Origin of the sequence: Bradyrhizobium amphicarpaeae, from assembly GCF_002266435.3 — a bacterium.
GTDB lineage: Bacteria > Pseudomonadota > Alphaproteobacteria > Rhizobiales > Xanthobacteraceae > Bradyrhizobium > Bradyrhizobium amphicarpaeae.
In genome coordinates this window covers 2,264,095-2,283,090 of sequence record NZ_CP029426.2, presented here as the reverse complement: position 1 = coordinate 2,283,090, position 18,996 = coordinate 2,264,095, and the positions used below count along the sequence as shown (strand labels likewise).

Here is an 18,996-nt window from a genome sequence, read left to right as displayed (position 1 = left end):
CTATTCCAGTTGCATACGAATGCCTTTGGCGCCGTTGAGCAGGCGCTTCAGGTGAAAGCCGGCCAGGGAATCCTCGGCATGCATGCCGACCAGTGCGGCAAAGGCCGGCATGGCCGCGGCATCGCCGGCCGCCATCTTGGCGAAAGCCTCCGAATACAGCGCCGTTTCCGGCGCTGCGAACTTGCCCGCTGGCAGCGGCTCGAAGGCGCGCAACGGCTCGCTGCGTCCGCGCAGCATCAGCTCGCCCACGGGGCGGCCTTGAAAATTCTCGGCCGCCTCGGCGATGCTGGCGCTGACGCAGATGCGGGTGCCCAGTTGCTTGTTGGCGGCCTCCAGCCGCGCCGCGATGTTGATGGAATCCCCATACGCGGTGTAGTCGAAGAAGCGATTGCCGCCGAAATTTCCGACCAGTGCGGAACCGGCGTGAATGCCGATGCGGGTGGCACCGAAGCTCACGCCCATGGCGCTCTGGCGCGCGCGAAAGTCCTGCGCCCAGGCGTCGAGCTCATGGGCGCAGGCGACCGCGCGTGTGGCATAATCCGGCTGATCGCCGGGCGCGTTGAACAGCACCTGGATCGCATCGCCGATGATCTTCGCGACGGTGCCCTCATGTACGAACACGATTTCGGTCATGCCGCCGACATACTCGTTGAGCAGCTTGCCCAACGTCTCGGGCGAGGCGGTTTCGACCAAGGAAGTGAAGCCCGTAATATCGGTGAAGATGGTGGCGACATCGCGCCATTGAACTTCGATTCCCTCGCCGTCACCGCTGGCCGCCAGACGCCTGGCAAGCTCGGGCGAGAAATGACGCGATAGCGCGGCGTGCGCGCGCTCGGCTTCCGCCTGCCGGCGCCGCACCTCGCGCAGCATCTCGATATGGCGGATGGTCTTCTCGATCGTGGCTTCCAGATCGGCGAAGTCGATCGGCTTGGTCAGGAAGTCGAACGCGCCGCGGTTCATGGCGGTGCGGATGTTGCTCATGTCGCCATAGGCCGAGACGATGATGGTCGACTTCTTCTCCTCGGCCTCCTGGAGTTTCGCGAGCAGCGACAGGCCATCCATCCTGGGCATGTTGATATCGGAGACGACCATGTCGACTTGCGGATTCTGCTCGAGCGAGGCCAGCGCCTCGAGACCGTCGCGGGCGAATATGATGGTGACTTGTCCGTCGCGGATCTGCCTGCGAAACTTCTGCAGGACCAGCGCCTCGAGATCCGGCTCGTCGTCGACGAAGAGGATGGTCGCGCTCATGCGGCTTGCTCGAGCCTCGTGTCGATCTCCTGCCGCAGCAACGCGAAGTCGATCGGCTTGGTCAGGAGCCCGACGGCGCCGCGCTCGATCGCCTTTCGCCGCGTCTCGGCGTCGCCATAGGCCGTGATCATGATGACGGGAACGTCCGGGTGTGCGGCACGCACTTTCGGCAGCATGTCGAGCCCGCTCATGCCGGGCATGTTGATGTCGGACAGGATCAGGATCAACGAGGGATCGCGAACCTCGGCCGCCCGCTTGAGTGCATCAGGCGCGGAGGAGGCGAACTCCATCTGGAAGCGGCCGGCGCGCAGCTCGCGCCGGAATTGCTGCCGGAACAGCGCCTCGACGTCGGGCTCGTCGTCGACGACCAGGATGTAAACGTTCACGACTTGCCTCCGGAAGTGCCGCCCACCGCCATCACGCGCGGCAGGGTGATGATGAATTCGGTGAATACACCTTGTGTGGTGTCCACGTCGATGGTGCCGCCGTGCTGCTTCACGACGATATCGTGGCTCATGGACAGGCCGAGCCCGGTGCCCTCGCCGGCCGGCTTGGTGGTGAAGAAGGGATTGAACATCTTCTCCTTCACCTCGGCCGGAATTCCCGTGCCATTGTCGCGGATCCGGATCTCGACCCTGTCGCCGAGGTTCCTTGTCGCCGCGTTCAAGGTGGGCTCGAAGGCCTCGCCGGCGCTCTCCTTGCGCTTGGCGGCAGCATAGAAACCGTTCGAGATCAGGTTGAGCAAGACGCGCGTGATTTCCTGCGGATAGATATCGATCATGCCGGCGGCAGGATCGAGCGCGCGCTCGAGCGTGACGTTGAACGACGGCCGTTCAGCGCGCGCGCCGTGATAGGCCAGATTGAGGCTTTCCTCCACGATCGCATTGATGTCGACGGTCCGATGCTCGCCGGAGCCCGCGCGCGAATGCAACAGCATGTTCCTGACGATGGAATCGGCGCGCTTGCCGTGCTGCACCACTTTCTCGAGGTTGCCCTTGAGCATGTGGGTGAGCTCGTCGACTTCTTGCTTGGTCTTACCGTCGAGGCTCGCCGCTTCGAGGATCTCGTTGAGCTCGTCGATCAGCTCGGTCGAGAGAGCGGAGAAATTGTTGACGAAGTTGAGCGGGTTCTTGATCTCGTGGGCGATGCCGGCGGTGAGCTGGCCGAGGGAAGCGAGTTTTTCGGTCTGCACCAGTCGGTCCTGGGCGGCACGCAGGTCGTCGAGGGATCGCGACAGCGCTGTCGTGCGTTCCTGGACCTCTTCGAACAGCCGGACATTCTCGATCGCGATAAGGGCTTGGTCTGCAAACGTTGTGGCCAGCTCGATTTGCTTTGCGCTGAAGGGGCGCACCATATGTCGCGTCAGGACGAACACGCCTATCGGCGATCCTTCTCGAAGCAGGGGCACACCGAGCATCGTACGCACGTTGGATCGCCTTCGCGCGGACGAGGGTGCGAATTCCGGGTCGGCCTGCACGTCCGGGACATGAACGGTCCTGGCGTCAAGCAGCGTGCGCCCGACCACACTTCCGCGTTCGGGTACGGAAGCGAACGTACGAAGCTTGTTTTCCTGCTCCGCATCGAGCCCGCAGCTTGCCGCCAGATAGAAGACGCCATCGCGAGGCCGAAAGATCGTCCCTTCGTCGGCGTCGCACAAGCGGGCCGCCGATCCGACAAGCGTGTTCAGCACGGTTTGCAGGTCGAATGCCGAACGGCTGATGACCTTCAGCACATCGGCCGTCGCCGTCTGCTGCTGCAGGGACTCGCTCAATTCCGCTGTCCGCCGTTCCACCTTGTGCTCGAGGTCCGCATAGGACTCCTGCAAGCGCGCGCCCATGTCGTTGAATTGGTCGGCGAGCCCTTCGAGCTCGTCGCCGGTCCGGATCGAGATCCGCTGGGAGAAGTCGCCGCCGCCGATCCTTTCGGCGCCGCTGCGCAGCGCCTGGATCGGCCCTACCATGCGGCGCGCCAAGAATATCCCGGCGAGCACCGCGAAGATGGATGCTGCGAGCAGCACGATCGCGAGCCGCTGCAGCGAGGCATAAAGCGATGCATAGGCCTCCTCGACCGGCAGCTCGACGAACATCGTCCAGTGCAGCGGCGCGATCGGCGCCGAGGCGGTCAGGACCTTCTCACCCTGGATGTTGCGCGCTTCCTCGAGCGCGTCCGGCATGGTGCCGCCGGCAGCCTGTGCGGCGCGCACCTGCGCGAGCCCGGACATGTCGGTGTTGCGCAACACGAGGCTGATGTCGGGATGCGCGATCAGGCGTCCTTCCGGGCCGACCACATAGGCATGCCCGTGCTGGCCGACCTTGATCTGTGAGACCACGTCCCAGATCAGCTTGAGATTGACCTCGGCGATGCTGACGCCGGCGTCCTTGCGCGCGCCGGCCAGCGCCAACGTCATGTAGGGCTCGGACTCCCGGCGGAAATAGACCGGGCCGTAATAGACCTTGTGCGCGACTGCTTCGGTGAACTTGGGATCATTGGACAGGTCGACCCCGCTCTCGAGAGAGTCCATCGCCAACCGCGAGACCCGCAACCGCTCCTTGCCGGTCGAATCCACCTGGGCAAGCTCGGTGATGGCAGGCACCTGGCGCAGCAGCCGCAGCGCGTCGAAGCGGCGCTGCTCGATCGAGCCCGCCGACCACGGCAGCTGCGTGGTCCAGCCGAGCTGGCTCTCGATCTCCTTGACGAACTGGCCGATCTTGGCCGCGGCCGCCTCGGCCTGCTCATGCTGGACCCGGATCAGCGAAGCCTTGTGCTCGCGATAATAGAAGAACACCTCGAACAAGCCGTTGGCCAGCAGCGCGATGGCAACGACGGCCACGAACAGCGCGACATATTTGGTGAACAGCCGGGTCCTGATTCCCCGCCCCGTACCCCCGCCGACAGCGACGCCATCCGAGGCCGGGCTCGGCAGCGTCCTGGCTTGCGGGGTGTCGGGATGGAGGGAAAGGCTCATTGCCGGGAATCTAGCAAGAAGACGCGGCCTTGTCTTTCGCAAGCGCGGGATAAGACCGGCCAGTGGCGCGGCGCAGGCGGCCGGGCACAACGAAAAAGGGCGGCAGCGGATCCGCCCGCTGCCGCCCTCTGGTTCGCTTGTTCGCTAGCGGCTTCAGGTCGGCCGCAGGGCCTTGGAGCCGAGGTCGAGCTCGTTGACCTGCTTGTTCCGTTCGGAATCTGCGGCCGCGCGATGGTCGGTCGCAAGCACCACGTAGACCGCAGGCAGCACGAACAGCGTGAACAGCGTTCCGATCGACATGCCGGCGACGACGACCAGGCCGATCGAGAAGCGGCTGGCTGCGCCCGCGCCGGTCGCGGTCAGGAGCGGGATCAGGCCGGTCACCATCGCTGCCGTCGTCATCAGGATCGGTCGCAGGCGGATGCGGGCCGACATTTCGATGGCGGAACGACGGTCGAGCCGCTCGTTGATCTGGAGTTCGTTGGCGAATTCCACCATCAGGATGCCGTGCTTGGTGATCAGGCCGACCAGGGTGAGCAGACCGACCTGAGTGTAGATGTTCATGGTCGCCACGCCGAAGAACAGCGGGATCAGCGCACCGACGATCGCCATCGGAACCGAGATCATGATCACCAGTGGGTCGCGCAAGCTCTCGAATTGCGCGGCGAGCACAAGGAAGATGATGATCAGCGCGAAACCGAAGGTGATCGCGAGCTGGTTGCCTTCCTGCACGTACTGCCTGCTGTCCGCGAGATAGTCGTGGCTGAAACCGGCCGGCAGCTTCTTGGCCTCGCCTTCGAGGAAGTCAACCGCTGCACCGACGGTCACGCCGGGCATCGGCACGGCCGAGAACGTCGCCGAATTGAGCTGGTTGTAGTGAGTGAGCGAATTCGGAGCGGTCTTGGTCCTGACCGAGACGAGGGTCGAGAGTGGGATCTGCTGGCCCGTGTTGCTCGTCACGTAATAGCCACCGAGCGATTCCGGCGACAGCCGGCTGCTGCGAGGCACTTGCGGGATCACCTGGTAGGAACGGCCTTCCAGATTGAAGCGGTTGATGTAGTTGCCGCCGAGCAGCACCGCCAACGTGCTGCCGAGGTTCTGCATGTTGACGCCGAGATCCTGCGCCTTGGTGCGGTCGATGGTGACTTCCACGTTCGGCTGGTTGTAGGCGAGGTCGCTGTCCGAAACGATGAACATGCCGCTCTTGCGCGCGGCGTCCTTCAGCTTTTCCATCTGCTCGAAAACCGTCTGGAAACCGGCGGTCGAGTTGATCACCATCTGCACCGGCAGGCCGCCCGGCCCACCCGGCAACGGCGGAAGGTTGAACGCGAACGCCTGCACGCCTTCGATCTTGGAGAGTTCGGCCTGCACCAGCGGCTTCAGCGCAATCGACGAACGTTTACGCTCGTCCCAGGGCTTGAGCAGCATTCCGGCGATGCCGCCCTGCGGGCCGTTGATGCCGTTGAGTACGAAGCGAAGATCGGTTTCGGGGAATTTCGCGAATTCCTTGTCGAGCTTCTCGCCGTAAAAGTCGACGTAATCGATATTCGCGTATTTCGGCGCCTTGGTGACCGCGAACACGATGCCCTGGTCTTCTTCGGGCGCCAGCTCCTTCGAGGTGTGCATGTAGAGGAAGCCGACGAGGCCCAGGATGGTGATCGCGAACAGGCCTGTGATCGCCTTGTAGTCGAGCGAGCGATCGAGCCTGCGGCCATACCAACGCGTCAGCGCACCGAACACCTTGTTGACGCCCTTGGCGAAGCGGCCCTCTTCGGTGTTCTTCAGCAGCACCGAGCACATCATCGGCGACAATGTCAGCGCGATCACGCCCGACACGATGACCGAGCCCGCCAGAGTGAAGGCGAATTCGCGGAACAACGAGCCGGTCAGGCCGCCGAGGAATCCGATCGGCGCGTACACCGCAGCGAGCGTGATCGTCATCGAGACGACGGGCCCGACAATCTCACGCGCGCCCTCGAGCGAGGCTTGAACCGGCGTCTTCCCTTCTTCCAGATGGCGATGGATGTTCTCCACCACGACGATGGCATCGTCGACCACGAGGCCGATCGCGAGCACCATTGCGAGCAGCGTCAGGAGGTTGAAGCTGAAGCCCAGCGCCAGCATCAAGGTGCAGACGCCGATCATCGACAGCGGAATCGTGACGACCGGAATGATGACGGAGCGGAACGAGGCCAGGAACAGGAAGATGACGACGATGACGATGATGATGGCTTCGCCCAGCGTCTTCTCGACCTCGTCGATCGAGGATTGGATGAACTTGGTCGAATCGTAGGCGACCTTCATCTTCATCGACGGCGGCAGGTTGCGCTCCAGTTCCGGGAACAGCCCGCGCACGCCCTTGACCAGCGTCAGCGGGTTGCCTTGCGGCGTCGCGTTCACCCCGATGAAGATCGCGTGCTCGCCGTTGAAAGCGACGCTCGCGTCCGTGCTCTGCGCGGCAAGCTCGACGGTGGCGATGTCCTCCATCCGCACGAAGCCGCCGTCCTTGGCCTTGACGATCATCTTCCTGAACTGATTGACGTCGGTCAGGCTGGTGTTCGTCGAAATGTTCGAAACGATCAGATAGCCCTTGGTCTGGCCCGCCGCCGACTGGAAGTTGTTGGCCTGGATCGCCGCGGCGACGTCCGCCGATGAGACGTTGCGGCCGGCCATCTTCATGGGATCGAGCCACAGCCGCATCGCAAAGGTCTGGCCGCCCAGAATGTCGGCCGACGCGACGCCGTCGACGGTTGACAGCACCGGCTGCACCACGCGGGTCAGATAATCGGAGATCGCCGAGCCCGACAGCTCCTCGGAGGAGAAGCCGAGATACATCACCGCCGTGGTCTGGCCCGTCGTCTTGGTGACGATCGGGTCGTTGGATTCCTTCGGGATCAGGTATTTGACCGAGTTCGTCTTGGCCAGCACCTCGGTGAGCGCCTGGTTCGGATCGAAGTTCAGCTTGATGTAGACCTGGATCGTCGAGGTGCCGAGCACCGAAGACGAGGTCATGTAATCGACGCCTTCGGCCGAGGCGACCGCCTGCTCGATCGGCGTGGTGATGAAGCCCTGGATCAGGTCCGCGGACGCGCCGGGATAGACGGTCGTGATGTTGATGACCGTGTTCGACAGCTTGGGATATTGCCGGATCGGCAGCACCATCGCCGCGCGCAGGCCGATCAGCAGGATCAGCAGGCTGACAACGACCGACAGGACCGGGCGTTTGATGAAAATATCAGTAAAGCGCATCGCGGCTTTCTCGGGTTCGTTGACTTGCAAGCGCATGATCCGGCCGTGCCGGACCATGCTGCGTCATGTGCGGTGTCAGTAGCGCGGCGGCTGCGCCGGGATCTGCGGCGCAGGGTCGGTCGAAATCGACACCGCCGCACCCGATTGCAGCTTGAGCTGGCCGACGGCGACGACCTTGTCACCCGGCTTGATGCCCTTGATGATTTCGACGCGACCGTCGACCCGGTTGCCGGTCTGCACGAAGGTGCGCACCGCGGACAGGCTGGTCTTGCCGTCGGCTTCCTTCTTCTCGGTGATCACGAACACCGAGTCGCCGTACAGCGTGTAGTCGACCGCGGTCTCCGGAACGGTGATCACGGCCGGCTTGTCCGGCAGCACCACCGTGGTGGTGACGAACATGCCCGGCTTCAGGATCTTCTCCGGATTGGCGATCGTCGCCTGCACGCGGATGTTGCGGGTGTCGGCCGAGATCTGCGGCTCGATCGTGGTGATCTTGCCTTCGAAGACGCGGCCCGGATAGGCGTCGACCTTGAGCCGGACCGTCTGGCCGACCTTGAGGTTGCCGGAATCCTTTTCCGTCACCGTGAAGTTGGCCCACAGCTCCGACAGATCGGTCAACGACACGATCGCTGTGCCTGCCGTCAGATATTGGCCGACCTCGACCTTGCGGACGCCGAGATCGCCGGAGAACGGCGCGCGCACCAGCTTCTGCGAGATCAGCGCCTCGGTCTTGGCGATGCCGGCCTGCGCCTGGTCGTAGGCGGCCTGCGCGGTATCGACGGTTGCCTGCGGACCGAACTGGCGCGAGGCCAACTGCTTGGCGCGATCGAGCGACAGCTGCGCAACGGTCGCCTGGGCCTTGTAATTGGCAAGATCGCCCTGCTCCGGAGCGTCGAACATTTGCACCAGCGGCGTGCCGGCCTCGACACGCGTGCCCGGCTCGAACTTGATCTCGGTGACGCGGCCGTTGACGTCGGCGCTGACGTCGACCTGATGCACGGCAACGAGGCCGCCGACCGCGGTGAGCAGGTTCGGCACCACCTCGGACTTGGCCTCGGCCGCACTGACGGCAGTCGGCGGCGGCTTGTTGTTGGCGAAGAACTGCTTGATCATCTGGCCGCGGAAATAATTGAACCAGACGAGGCCACCGACGAGCACCGCCAGGAGCGTGCCGACGATGATGAACCAGAGCACCGGCCGGACCGGACGCTTGGGAGCCTTGGTGTCGATCGGTTCGCCCGAAATCTTGTGTTCGGTTACGATGTTCATGTCATGCACTCTCTGCAATCGCCGTCTTGCCGGCATCCGCAGCCTGATTGTGGCCTAGATGCGAAGCAATTGCGGCGTCGTTAAGTCCGATACCCCTCAGGAGAAACTCACACAGCTGCCGCTCGAGGTCTTCAGCCTTGCCGTAAGCGAGGCAAGGCGCGGCCGGCAGCCTGGTCAGCGCCGCAGTCATCACCGTGTGATGCGCAAACCAGAACAGGTTGAGCGGGTCGCCGCTGAATGGCCGCGCGTCCCCCGCCGCAACAGCTCGCTCGAGCGAGGCGAGGAAGACCGCCCCGATCAGCGTCTCGATCTTGGCATATAGCAAACGGGCGAACTCGCCGTCATCCAAATGGCTGGTGGTCATCAGTCGCAGGCGCTGGGCCTCTTCCTGATCGGGCCCATCGGCGATGTGGAGGAAATGCCCGACCATGCCGCGGATGACTTCAACCAGGGTGGCGGTCGAAGGCTCCCGTTCGAGCAGCTCGGTGAGCGCCGGGTCGGCTTCGCATTCGTCGCTTAGGATCTCGGCGTAGAGCGCCGCCTTGGACGGGAAATGCTTGAACAGCAACGCCTCGGAAATGGCAGCGGCGGCCGCCACGCTCTTGGTCGTGGTGCCGGTATAGCCGTGTCGGGAAAAGCAGCGCTTCGCGGCTCCGAGGATCAATTGACGCCTCAGATCGCTCGTCATACGCAATGAGCTCATGGGCGGTGAGTAAGCACTCACCCACGTCAGAGTCAAGCACTATGTTGCATCGCAACCTGAGTGCGTTGAAAATTCAGTCGAAATTGGCCCTGCCTGCACGGCGTCCGTGCAGGACCTGATCGCCAGTGGGAATGGACGGGCCCGTCCTAGATCGGCTGGAAGCCGAGGTCGCCGCGGATCCGGTTGAGGATGTAGGTGCCGTCTCGGGTCGGCAGAATTCGCTCCAGGCTGGCGCTGTCGATCTTCATATTGGCAAAGCGCGGCCCGGCCGAGACGTCGTGGACGGCCGTAGAGAAGGCCTCGACCTCGGCCATGGTCGAGATCGACTGGCTGTCCTTGATGCCGCAGGCCCTGGCGACTCCGACGAGGTCGGCGGCGGCCGAGGTGTGGCTGGTCTGGCCGCCGGTCTCGCCATAGGCCTCGTTGTCGAGCACTGCGATCGACAGGTTCGCCGGCTTCTGCAGGCCGATGGTAGCCAGGCTGCCGAGGCCCATCAGCATTTCGCCGTCGCCGGTGATGACCAGCACCGGCAGCTTCGGCTGCGCCAGAGCAAGGCCCAGACCGATCATCGCAGCCCCCCCCATGCCGCCCCAGAGGTAGAAGTTGCGGGCGTGGTCGCCGGCTGCGCACATGTCGTTGGTGGAGGCACCGAGGCCGCCGATCGCGACGACGTCCTTGCGGTCCGCCAGCAGCGTGGACACCACCTGGCGGCGGTCGAGGAGATTGGCCTTGCTCATTTGGTGAAAACCTTGGCGCCGATCAGGCGCTGCGACAGGAGGACGGCGGTGGGCGTGAGCGCATTGTAGGCTTGCGATGCAGCCGCTTCCAGCACGGCCGGCACCTCGGCCGCGTTCGAGGCGCGCAGCACCTGGACGCCGGAGAGCTCGAACACGCCTTGCGTGGTCGATCCCATCGGCACCTGCCAAGGATTGAACTCGCCCCATTCGCCGCGCATGGTCACCAGCGTGAGGAAGGGAAAGCGCAGAATCGGGATCAGCGACAGCATGTTGATGCAATTGCCGACACCGCTCGACTGCATCAGCAGGACGCCGCGCTGGCCGCCGGCCCAGGCGCCGGCGAGCAGCGCCACGCCCTCCTCCTCCGTGGTGAGCGGAATGCCACGCATGGTGGACGACGCCAGCACGCGCTGGATCAGTTTCGAATGGCCGGCATCCGGCACATAAGGCACCTGCCTGACGTCGAAGCGTTGCAGGGTCGCGAAGATATCGTCCGGCCAGTTCGGGGCCGTGTCGGCGGCATCAGCGTGGGCGTGCATTTTCCTGTCCGGTCGGCTAGCAAGGTGCCAAGACTTGAGATGCCAGGACTGTAGACGCATGCATGCGCCGACCAGAACAACAAAAACGGCATAACGGCTTTAACCGGCGAGTATAACGGGATGAACGCAGATGCGAAGGCACTGGCGGCAGGCTTCGACCTCGAGAAGCTGACGCCCGAGTTCTACGACGACCCCTACCCGACCTATCGTGCACTGCGGGAGAACGAGCCGGTCAAGCGCCTGCGCAGCGGCACCGTGTTCCTGACCCGCTACGACGATCTCGTCACCACCTACAAGAACACCAAATCGTTCAGCTCGGACAAGAAGCGCGAGTTCGCGCCGAAATACGGCGACACTCCGCTCTACGAGCATCACACCACGAGCCTCGTCTTCAACGATCCGCCATCGCATACCCGTGTCCGCCGCCTGATCATGGGCGCGCTGTCGCCGCGGGCGATTGCCGGCATGGAGGGCGATATCGTCAAGCTGGTCGACGGGCTGCTTGATGCCATCGCCGCCAAGGGCCGTTGCGAGCTGATCGAGGACTTTGCGTCGTCCATTCCGATCGAGGTGATCGGCAATCTGCTCGACGTGCCTCATGAGGAACGCGGGCCGCTGCGCGACTGGTCGCTGGCGATCCTCGGCGCGCTCGAACCCGTCGTGTCGCCTGATGCCGCCACGCGCGGCAACAACGCCGTAAAGGACTTCCTTGCTTATCTCGATACGCTGGTCGCGCGCAGGCGTGCCAATCCTGGCAATCCCGAGCGCGACGTGCTGACGCGACTGATCCAGGGGGAGGAGAATGGCGAGCGGCTGACCGAGAAGGAGTTGCTGCACAATTGCATCTTCCTGCTCAATGCCGGCCACGAGACCACCACCAACCTGATCGGCAACGGCCTCGTCGCGCTGGACCGCAATCCCGACCAGAAGCAGCGCCTGATCGGCAATCCCGACATGATCAAGACCGCCGTCGAGGAGGTGCTGCGCTACGAGAGCTCGAACCAGCTCGGCAACCGCATGACCACGGAACAGGTCGAGCTCGGCGGCGTCATGCTCGAGGCCGGCACATCGGTGACACTGTGCATTGGCGCTGCCAACCGCGATCCCGCGCAATTTGCCGACCCTGAACGCTTCGACATCGCGCGCACCCCGAACCGGCATCTCGCCTTCGCCACCGGCGCGCATCAATGCGCCGGCATGGCGTTGGCTCGATTAGAGGGCGCGATTGCGATCTCGCGCTTCCTGGCGCGCTTCCCGAACTATGCCGTGAGCGGCCAGCCGACGCGCGGCGGACGGGTGCGGTTTCGGGGCTTTCTGAGCGTGCCGTGTGCCATCAGCTGAAGGCCGTGCTGCAATCTGCGAAAACAACCCCATGCACAGTAGCCATACCCTTGATAACGCTGAATAAATTGAAGCGCATCATGGGCACATAGCGCGGTTATATAATACCTAAACCGCCGTCCTGTGCCTGCTAATGCAGGTGCGCAGCACCTCGTCCATCGGCTTGCCCCACCATTCGTTGGAGAAGATCTCGATCTCGGAATAGCCGGCAAAGCCCTGCGCTTCCACGGCGGCACGCACCGATCTGATGTCGATGACGCCGTCGCCCATCATGCCGCGGTCGTTAAGGATGTCCTTGGTCGGGACAAGCCAGTCGCAGACGTGGAACGCGAGCAGACGATCCCGGCCCGCACGGGCGATCTGGTCCATCAACTCGGGGTCCCACCAGATGTGATAAACATCGAGCGCGACGCCGAGCATGCCGCTGCGAGCCGGATCGAGCCGATCGCAGATATCGAGCGCCTGCTTCGTCGTGTTCACGCAAGCGCGGTCGGCCGCATAGGCCGGGTGTAACGGCTCGATCGCCAGCGGCAGGTTTGCCTGTCTCGCATAGTCGAGCATCTCGGCGAGCGCCTCCTCGACCTGCCCGCGCGCCGCCGCGATGTCCTTTGACGCCTCGCTGCCCGGCCGCGAATATTGCGGCAGGCCGCCGACGACGAGGACGATGCAGGGCGCGCCCAGCGCCTTGGCTTCATCGACACAGCGACGGTTGTCGTCGCGCACTTCACTCCGGCGCGATGCGTCCGAGGTGAACATGCCGCCACGGCAATAGCCTGACAATGCGAGGCCGGCCTCGCGCACCGCGCGCACGGCACGGTCGAGGCCGACGGCAGCGACCTGGTCTCGCCAGGGATCGATGGCGCGAATGCCGTGCTTCGCGCAGGCATCGATGATCGCAACGAGATCGCCCTGCTTGCGGACCGTCGCCGTGTTCAGCGACAGCCAGCGATGGTCGGAGGAGAAATCGCGCATCAGGATTCGATACCGTGGGTGGCGAGCACGGTCTTCATCCGCTGCGTCGCGAGTTCAGGGTTGGCGAGCAGGCCGGCCTTGTCGGCCAGACGGAACAGCTCGGCCAGATGCAGCGTGGAGCGCGTACTCTCCTGCCCGCCGACCATGGTGAAATGGTCCTGGTGGCCGTTGAGATACGCCATGAAGACCACGCCGGTCTTGTAGAACCGCGTCGGCGCCTTGAAGATATGGCGCGACAGCGGCACGGTCGGCCCCAGCACGTCATGGAAACCGGCCTCGTCGCCGGCCGTCAGCCGCGACAGCGCGTAGGATGCCGCCGGCGCGATCGCGTCGAAGATGCCGAGCAGCGCGTGTGAAAAGCCTTCGCTGTCGCCGGCGATCAGCTCGGCGTAATTGAAGTCATCGCCGGTGTACATCTTGATGCGCTTGTCGAGGCGGCGGCGCATGTCGATCTCGCGCTGCTTGTCGAGCAGCGAGACTTTGACGCCGTCGACCTTGCCGGCATTGCCGTTGATGATGGCCACCGCAATGTCCATCGCCTCGTCAAGATCCTTGGTGCCCCAATAGCCCGTCAGGGCGGGATCGAACATGTCGCCGAGCCAATGGATGATCACGGGCTCGCGGACCTGCGACAGCACGCGATTGTAGACCTTGGCGTAGTCGTCGGCATTGCGACCGAGCTTGGCAAGGGCGCGCGACGCCATCAGGATGATACGACCGCCGACCTTCTCCACCGCCGAGATTTGCTCCTCATAGGCGCGGATCACGTCGTCGAGGCTCCTGGCATCCTCGACCGCGAGATGGTCGGTCCCTGCGCCGGAGAACACCAGCGCGTTGCGGCGCTTGGCGGCGCCGACCGAACGCGTGATCAGCTCCAGCGAGGTCGGCCAGTCCAGCCCCATACCGCGCTGCGCGGTGTCCATGGCTTCGGCAACACCGAGACCGAGGTCCCAGACATGCTCGCGGAACGCGATGGTCTTGTCCCAATCGACGGCCGCGGAAAGCCAGGGATCATTGTCGGCGAAGGGATCGACAACCGTGTGCACGGCGGAGAACGCGATGCGGTTGAGCGCTCCTTCGAGCTTGGCCGGAAAGATTCGCGACGCCGCGAGCCGATAGGTCTCGACCGACCGGTCGGCCTTCGGCAGCCTGAGCGACAGTGACGACATGGGTTGGACGGGCTTATTCATGACTTCGAACCTCTCCCCGTCATTGCGAGGCGCGAAGCGACGAAGCAATCCAGACCGTCGACGCGGAGGGATTCTGGATTGCTTCGCTTCGCTCGCAATGACAGCTGAACATACATCGGCATTTGTCCAAGAATTCTCACGCCTTGATCGGGGCGACGTCGATCCAGCGTCGCTCCTTCCAGCTCTTCAGCGCGCATTCGGCGAGTTGCACGCCCTTGACGCCTTCGAGCAGCGTGAACTTGTAGGGCGCATCCTCGTAGACGTGACGGATGAACATCTCCCACTGCTCCTTGAAGCCGTTGTCGTAGCTGACGTTGTCGGGCAGCTTCTGCCAGTCGCCGTAGAAATCGTGCAGCCGCTTCTCGTCGGGATTCCACACCGGCCGCGGCGTTGCCTGGCGCGCCTGGATCATACAGTCAGTGAGACCCGCGACCGCCGAGCCATGTGTGCCGTCGACCTGGAAGGTGACGAGGTCGTCGCGATAGACGCGGGTGACCCAGGACATGTTGATGTGGGCGATGACGCCGCCTTCGAGCTGGAAGGTGGCGTAAGCGGAATCGTCGGCAGTCGCCTTGTATTTCTTTCCCTGCTCGTCGTAGCGCTCGGGGATGTCGGTGTTGCCGATACAGACCACGCTCTGGACGTTGCCGAAGAGGTTGTCGAGCACGTAGCGCCAGTGGCAGACCATGTCGAGGATGATGCCGCCGCCGTCCTCGTCGCGGTAGTTCCAGGACGGCCGCTGCGCCTCCTGCCAGCCGCCTTCGAACACCCAATAGCCGAACTCGCCGCGCACCGAGAGGATGCGGCCGAAGAAGCCGGAATCGCGCAGGAAAGCGATCTTCTTCAGGCCTGGCAGGAACAGCTTGTCCTGCACCGTGCCATGCTTGACGCCTTTGGCATTGGCGAGCTTGACGACTTCGAGCGCCTCCTCGAAATTGGTCGCGATCGGCTTCTCGCAATAGACGTGCTTGCCGGCATTGATGGCCTGGGTGAGAAGACCCGGCCGTGCCTGCGTGGTCGCGGCGTCGAAGAACATGGTGTCGTTCTTGTCGGCCAGCGCCGCATCGAGGTCGGTGGTCCAGCGCGTGATGTTGAAGCGCTTGGCAAGCGCCTCGACCTTCTCGGCACTGCGGCCGACCAGGATCGGATCGGGCATGATTCGATCGCCGTTCTTCAGGCGGACGCCGCCCTGCTCCCGGATCGCGACGATCGAGCGGATCAGATGCTGGTTGAGCCCCATGCGGCCGGTGACGCCGTTCATGATGAGGCCGAGACGTTGGGTGGTCATGCCGGATACTCCTGAAGTGATTTCGGCTGTTCGAGCGGGCGAAGCGCCGACCAGTCCGGATGGACCGACGTCGCAAAGCCATTTGTGTTGAGCGATCTAGTCCGGAGATCGCCGTTGTGAATCGAGAGGCGGATGCCCTGCCCGGCATCGGCATAGAGATCGGGATGCGCGGCGGCGAAGGCCCGCGCCTCGGCGAGAGGCGTGTCGCCAAAGCCGTCGACGTAATGATGACCGTTGCGCTCGGCATGGGTAACCCCGATGAGGGCCCCGAGCGCGAGATCCTGCTGAACGGCGAGGCCGGCCTGGCAGGTGAGATCCTCGCCGGTGACGAAGAAGGTCTCGGCACCCGTCGTCCATTTTGCAGCGCGGGTCGCGTTGACGATGGACTTGTAGAGTCCCTTGCAGGATTTCGAAGAGATGCCGCGATAGCCGAGTGGCCTCATCTTTAGGAAGGCATCATAAGATTCATCGGCCTCGTCGATAATGAAAGCCCGCTCCGCAAGCGGTCCCAGGGCGGTCTCCCACGTGATGTCGCGCGGCATAGGTTGCTCGATGTAGAGGAGCCGAGCCGCGATCGGGCTTAGCGTCGCATCGCGATCAAGCCGGTCGACCAACGCGCGCAGCGCCACCAGATCGGCATATTGTTCATTGGCGTCGAGCGAGACGCTGTAGTCGAATCCGAGCGTGCCGAGCTCCTTGCCGATGAGCGCCAATCGCGCCGCGTCTGCTTCCGGATTGCCCGACAGCTTGAGCTTGAAGTAGCGAGCGCCGGCATTTTCGCCTGCGTCGGCAACGCCACCTTTGCCCTCGATCTGGTCGTCGAGGCCAACCGTGTGCCTGATGGCGACGCGCGGCAAGGGGGTGCACTCTTTCAGAAATGCCGCGATATCGGCGCCTGTCAGATCGAGCGACATGCGCCCGTCGATCCCTGCGATGTTGCCGGCCATTCCGTCGAAGAAGCTGGTGCCGACTGCACGCAGCAGCGCGTCGAGGATCGCCTTGTCGATTTCCGCCGGACCATAGGCCGCCGCAAGTGGCGGAATGTTCTCATTCGCACATGCCCTGATTTGGGCGCTGATGCACGAGGCATGCAGACCGAACGCCGGCCGAAAACCCGCCTCCGCCAGATAGAGCTGGCGCGCGATCTGAAGCGAACAGCGCAACTCGTCCACGGTTTGCGCCGGCGACAGCTCCGGACGTTTGTCGAACCATTTCGGCACCAGCAGCTCGGCGCCTGCGCCGACGGCGCTTCCCTTGCCCTCGACCTCGATTTCGACCCGCACGAACAGTTGCGGCGTTGCGTTGATCGTGATGGCGCCAAAGCGGAACGGCCGAGCAAACTGCACGGGACGTTCGAAAAAGGCGATGTCTCGCAGCTTCAGGCGGGGAGACATGCTAATGGGTCCCAGAAGTCTTGCAGCGGGGACGGTCACCTCTCCCGCTTGCGGGAGAGGTCGCCGCGCGAAGCACGGCGGGTGAGGGCTTTCTCCTCTTGGGGGTCCTCGCGAGGCGAGACACCCCCTCCCCGACCCTCCCCCGCAAGCGGGAGAGGGAGCGCACCGTCGTCGTGGTTGCGGTCAAGGCCAATCCCATCGCCTTAGTCCAGTGTCCCCTGCGAGAAGAAATGCTTGCGGATGCGCTGCACGAGTTCGGTGAATACCGGGTCGGCCATCACATCCAGCGAGCGCGGGCGCGGCAGCGGCACGTCGTAAATGGCGGCGACCGCACCGGGCCGCTCGGTCATCACCAGCACGCGGTCGGCGAGGAACACGGCTTCCGGAATCGAATGCGTGATCAGCAGCACCGTCTTCCTGGTCTCGCGCTGAATCCGCATCAGCTCGACATTCATGCGCTCGCGCGTCAGCGCGTCGAGCGCGCCGAACGGCTCGTCCATCAGCATGATTTTTGGGTCATGCACCAGCGCGCGGCAGATCGAGGCGCGTTGCTGCATGCCGCCGGAGAGCTGCCAGGGCAGCTTCTTCTCGAAGCCCTCGAGCCCGACCAGCTTCAACAGCGCCTTGGCACGGACAAGATATTCGTCCCGCGGCAGCCGCTTCATGTCAATCGGCAGCATCACGTTGGCGAGAATGTTGCGCCACGGCAAGAGCAGCGCATTCTGGAACACGATGCCGACATTGCCATGCGGCTTCGTCACCTTCTCGCCCTCGACCAGGATCTCTCCCGACGTCGGCGGCAGCAGACCGGAGATCAGCTTGAGCAGTGTGGACTTGCCGCAGCCGCTCGGGCCGACCACGACGAAGAACTCGCCGTCATTGATGTGGAAGTCGAGCGGACGCAGCGACGGCACGTCGCCGTCCCGCGTCCGGTAAGTCTTCGACACCCCCGACAGCTTGATGCCCGACGTATCGCCGGCAGCCCGGTCGCTCACCAGTCTCAGATGCGCGGCCGGCTGCGCGGTTTCATTCATGGCTGTCGCAGGTTTCACGAGCCGCTCTTCGGCAGATAGTCGTTGGTGTAGAACGCCTTCGGGTTCTCCCTGGCCTTGGCATCGAGGCCGCCATATTCGACCATCAGGTTGACGCTGTCGGTCATATTCTGGTCGGTGACCTGGAACGGTCGCTTGCTCTTGGTCTCGGCGGTCCGGTACAGCGGAATGGTCAGCTCAAAACCCTGCGTCAGCGTGTCGATCTTGCCGCCCTTGGGGTTGGCATCGAGAATCGATTGCGCCGCAGCTTTTGGCTCCTTCTCCGCGGCTTCGACCGCCTTGGTCGTCGCCGACATGAAGCGGCGGACCAGGTCGGCGTTGGCCTTCACATAGTCGGTGTTGGCGATGATGCCCGAGGAGACCATGTTGATGCCGTAGTCGGCGAACTTGATCGGGTAGACGTCCTTGCCGGTGGCGTCCTTGATCTTCATCGACTGGTCCATGACGTAGCCGAGCAGGAGATCAGCCTGACCGTTGATGACGGCATTGAGCTTGGTCTGGCCGTCGCCGGCGACAGTTTTGAAATCACTCTCTTTCAGGCCGGTTTTCTTCAGGAACAGCGGCCAGATCTGGGTCATGGAATCCGCCGGCGTGATCGCCACCGTCTTGCCCTTGATGTCATCGGGCTTCCTGATGTTCTTGTCGGCGAAGCCCATGGCGGACATCGGCGAGGTCTGCAGCAGCACGCCGGTCGCAACCACGGGCGCGCCCTTGATCGCGGCGCGCATCATGGTGGGGACATCGACATAGCCGAAATCGGCGGTCTTGGCGGCAACGGCCTGCGTGGTCGCAGCGGAGCCGCGGCCTTCCTGGATCTCGAGGTCGATGCCCTCGGCAGCATAAATGCCCTTGGCCTTGCCGTAATAGAACGGCGCGTGCTCGCCATAGACGTACCAGTTGAGCATCAGCACGACCTTGTCGGCCGCCTGCGCGGGCGCAACTGCAAACGCCATCAGCACCGCTGAGACAGCCCCGATCAACCGCTTCATCATCACTCTCCCTTGTCGTCGTTATCTTTCGGCCGTTGGTGGCCGTTCGCTGCTTTA

The 18,996-nt window shown here is 63.7% G+C and carries 15 protein-coding genes; 1 reads left to right on the top strand and 14 read right to left on the bottom strand.

Annotated elements, in window-relative coordinates:
- The 8 genes from CIT40_RS10570 to CIT40_RS10535 form a co-directional block, all read right to left on the bottom strand.
- Window positions 1–1,251, bottom strand: coding sequence for an adenylate/guanylate cyclase domain-containing protein (locus CIT40_RS10570; RefSeq protein WP_094892374.1), 1,251 nt, complete (start codon window positions 1,249–1,251; stop codon window positions 1–3).
- Complete coding sequence (locus CIT40_RS10565) at window positions 1,248–1,637, bottom strand: response regulator (RefSeq protein WP_018315558.1); 390 nt, start codon at window positions 1,635–1,637, stop codon at window positions 1,248–1,250. The genes CIT40_RS10570 and CIT40_RS10565 overlap by 4 nt, the downstream gene beginning before the upstream one ends.
- Window positions 1,634–4,216, bottom strand: coding sequence for a sensor histidine kinase (locus CIT40_RS10560; protein ID WP_094892373.1), 2,583 nt, complete (start codon window positions 4,214–4,216; stop codon window positions 1,634–1,636). The genes CIT40_RS10565 and CIT40_RS10560 overlap by 4 nt, the downstream gene beginning before the upstream one ends.
- A gap of 153 nt (window positions 4,217–4,369) precedes the next feature.
- A complete protein-coding gene (locus CIT40_RS10555; protein ID WP_094892417.1) occupies window positions 4,370–7,465 on the bottom strand; it encodes a MexW/MexI family multidrug efflux RND transporter permease subunit in 3,096 nt (1,031 codons plus the stop codon).
- Between the two features lie 75 nt (window positions 7,466–7,540).
- Window positions 7,541–8,734, bottom strand: coding sequence for an efflux RND transporter periplasmic adaptor subunit (locus CIT40_RS10550; protein WP_162307434.1), 1,194 nt, complete (start codon window positions 8,732–8,734; stop codon window positions 7,541–7,543).
- A gap of 1 nt (window position 8,735) precedes the next feature.
- Window positions 8,736–9,437 carry a TetR/AcrR family transcriptional regulator gene (locus tag CIT40_RS10545; RefSeq protein WP_094892371.1) on the bottom strand — a complete coding sequence of 234 codons (702 nt, stop codon included), beginning with the start codon at window positions 9,435–9,437 and terminating at the stop codon, window positions 8,736–8,738.
- A gap of 146 nt (window positions 9,438–9,583) precedes the next feature.
- Complete coding sequence (locus CIT40_RS10540; RefSeq protein ID WP_094892370.1) at window positions 9,584–10,174, bottom strand: thiamine pyrophosphate-dependent enzyme; 591 nt, start codon at window positions 10,172–10,174, stop codon at window positions 9,584–9,586.
- Window positions 10,171–10,713 carry a phosphonopyruvate decarboxylase gene (locus tag CIT40_RS10535; RefSeq protein ID WP_094892369.1) on the bottom strand — a complete coding sequence of 181 codons (543 nt, stop codon included), beginning with the start codon at window positions 10,711–10,713 and terminating at the stop codon, window positions 10,171–10,173. Before CIT40_RS10535 ends, CIT40_RS10540 begins: the two co-directional genes overlap by 4 nt.
- A gap of 120 nt (window positions 10,714–10,833) precedes the next feature.
- Between CIT40_RS10535 and CIT40_RS10530 the strand changes: the two genes are divergently transcribed.
- Window positions 10,834–12,054 carry a cytochrome P450 gene (locus CIT40_RS10530; RefSeq protein WP_094892368.1) on the top strand — a complete coding sequence of 407 codons (1,221 nt, stop codon included), beginning with the start codon at window positions 10,834–10,836 and terminating at the stop codon, window positions 12,052–12,054.
- 108 nt (window positions 12,055–12,162) lie between these two features.
- Here the strand turns inward: CIT40_RS10530 and CIT40_RS10525 are convergent, their stop codons facing one another.
- From CIT40_RS10525 to CIT40_RS10500, 6 genes are all read right to left on the bottom strand, one after another.
- Window positions 12,163–13,026 (bottom strand): sugar phosphate isomerase/epimerase family protein, encoded by an 864-nt coding sequence (locus CIT40_RS10525; protein ID WP_094892367.1) that lies wholly within the window; start codon window positions 13,024–13,026, stop codon window positions 12,163–12,165.
- Entirely contained in the window at window positions 13,026–14,216 is a 1,191-nt protein-coding gene (locus CIT40_RS10520; protein WP_094892366.1) for a dihydrodipicolinate synthase family protein, read from the bottom strand. The genes CIT40_RS10525 and CIT40_RS10520 overlap by 1 nt, the downstream gene beginning before the upstream one ends.
- A 136-nt stretch (window positions 14,217–14,352) precedes the next feature.
- Window positions 14,353–15,504: a Gfo/Idh/MocA family protein gene (locus CIT40_RS10515; RefSeq protein ID WP_094892365.1), complete on the bottom strand. Its 1,152-nt coding sequence runs from the start codon at window positions 15,502–15,504 to the stop codon at window positions 14,353–14,355.
- A complete protein-coding gene (locus tag CIT40_RS10510) occupies window positions 15,501–16,898 on the bottom strand; it encodes an enolase-like domain-containing protein (RefSeq protein WP_094892364.1) in 1,398 nt (465 codons plus the stop codon). Before CIT40_RS10510 ends, CIT40_RS10515 begins: the two co-directional genes overlap by 4 nt.
- A 203-nt stretch (window positions 16,899–17,101) precedes the next feature.
- Window positions 17,102–17,932: an ABC transporter ATP-binding protein gene (locus tag CIT40_RS10505; protein ID WP_162307842.1), complete on the bottom strand. Its 831-nt coding sequence runs from the start codon at window positions 17,930–17,932 to the stop codon at window positions 17,102–17,104.
- 14 nt (window positions 17,933–17,946) lie between these two features.
- The gene (locus CIT40_RS10500; RefSeq protein WP_162307841.1) at window positions 17,947–18,939 is read right to left on the bottom strand and encodes an ABC transporter substrate-binding protein; all 993 of its coding nucleotides are present in this window, start codon (window positions 18,937–18,939) and stop codon (window positions 17,947–17,949) included.
- Between the last annotated feature and the right edge of the window lie 57 nt (window positions 18,940–18,996).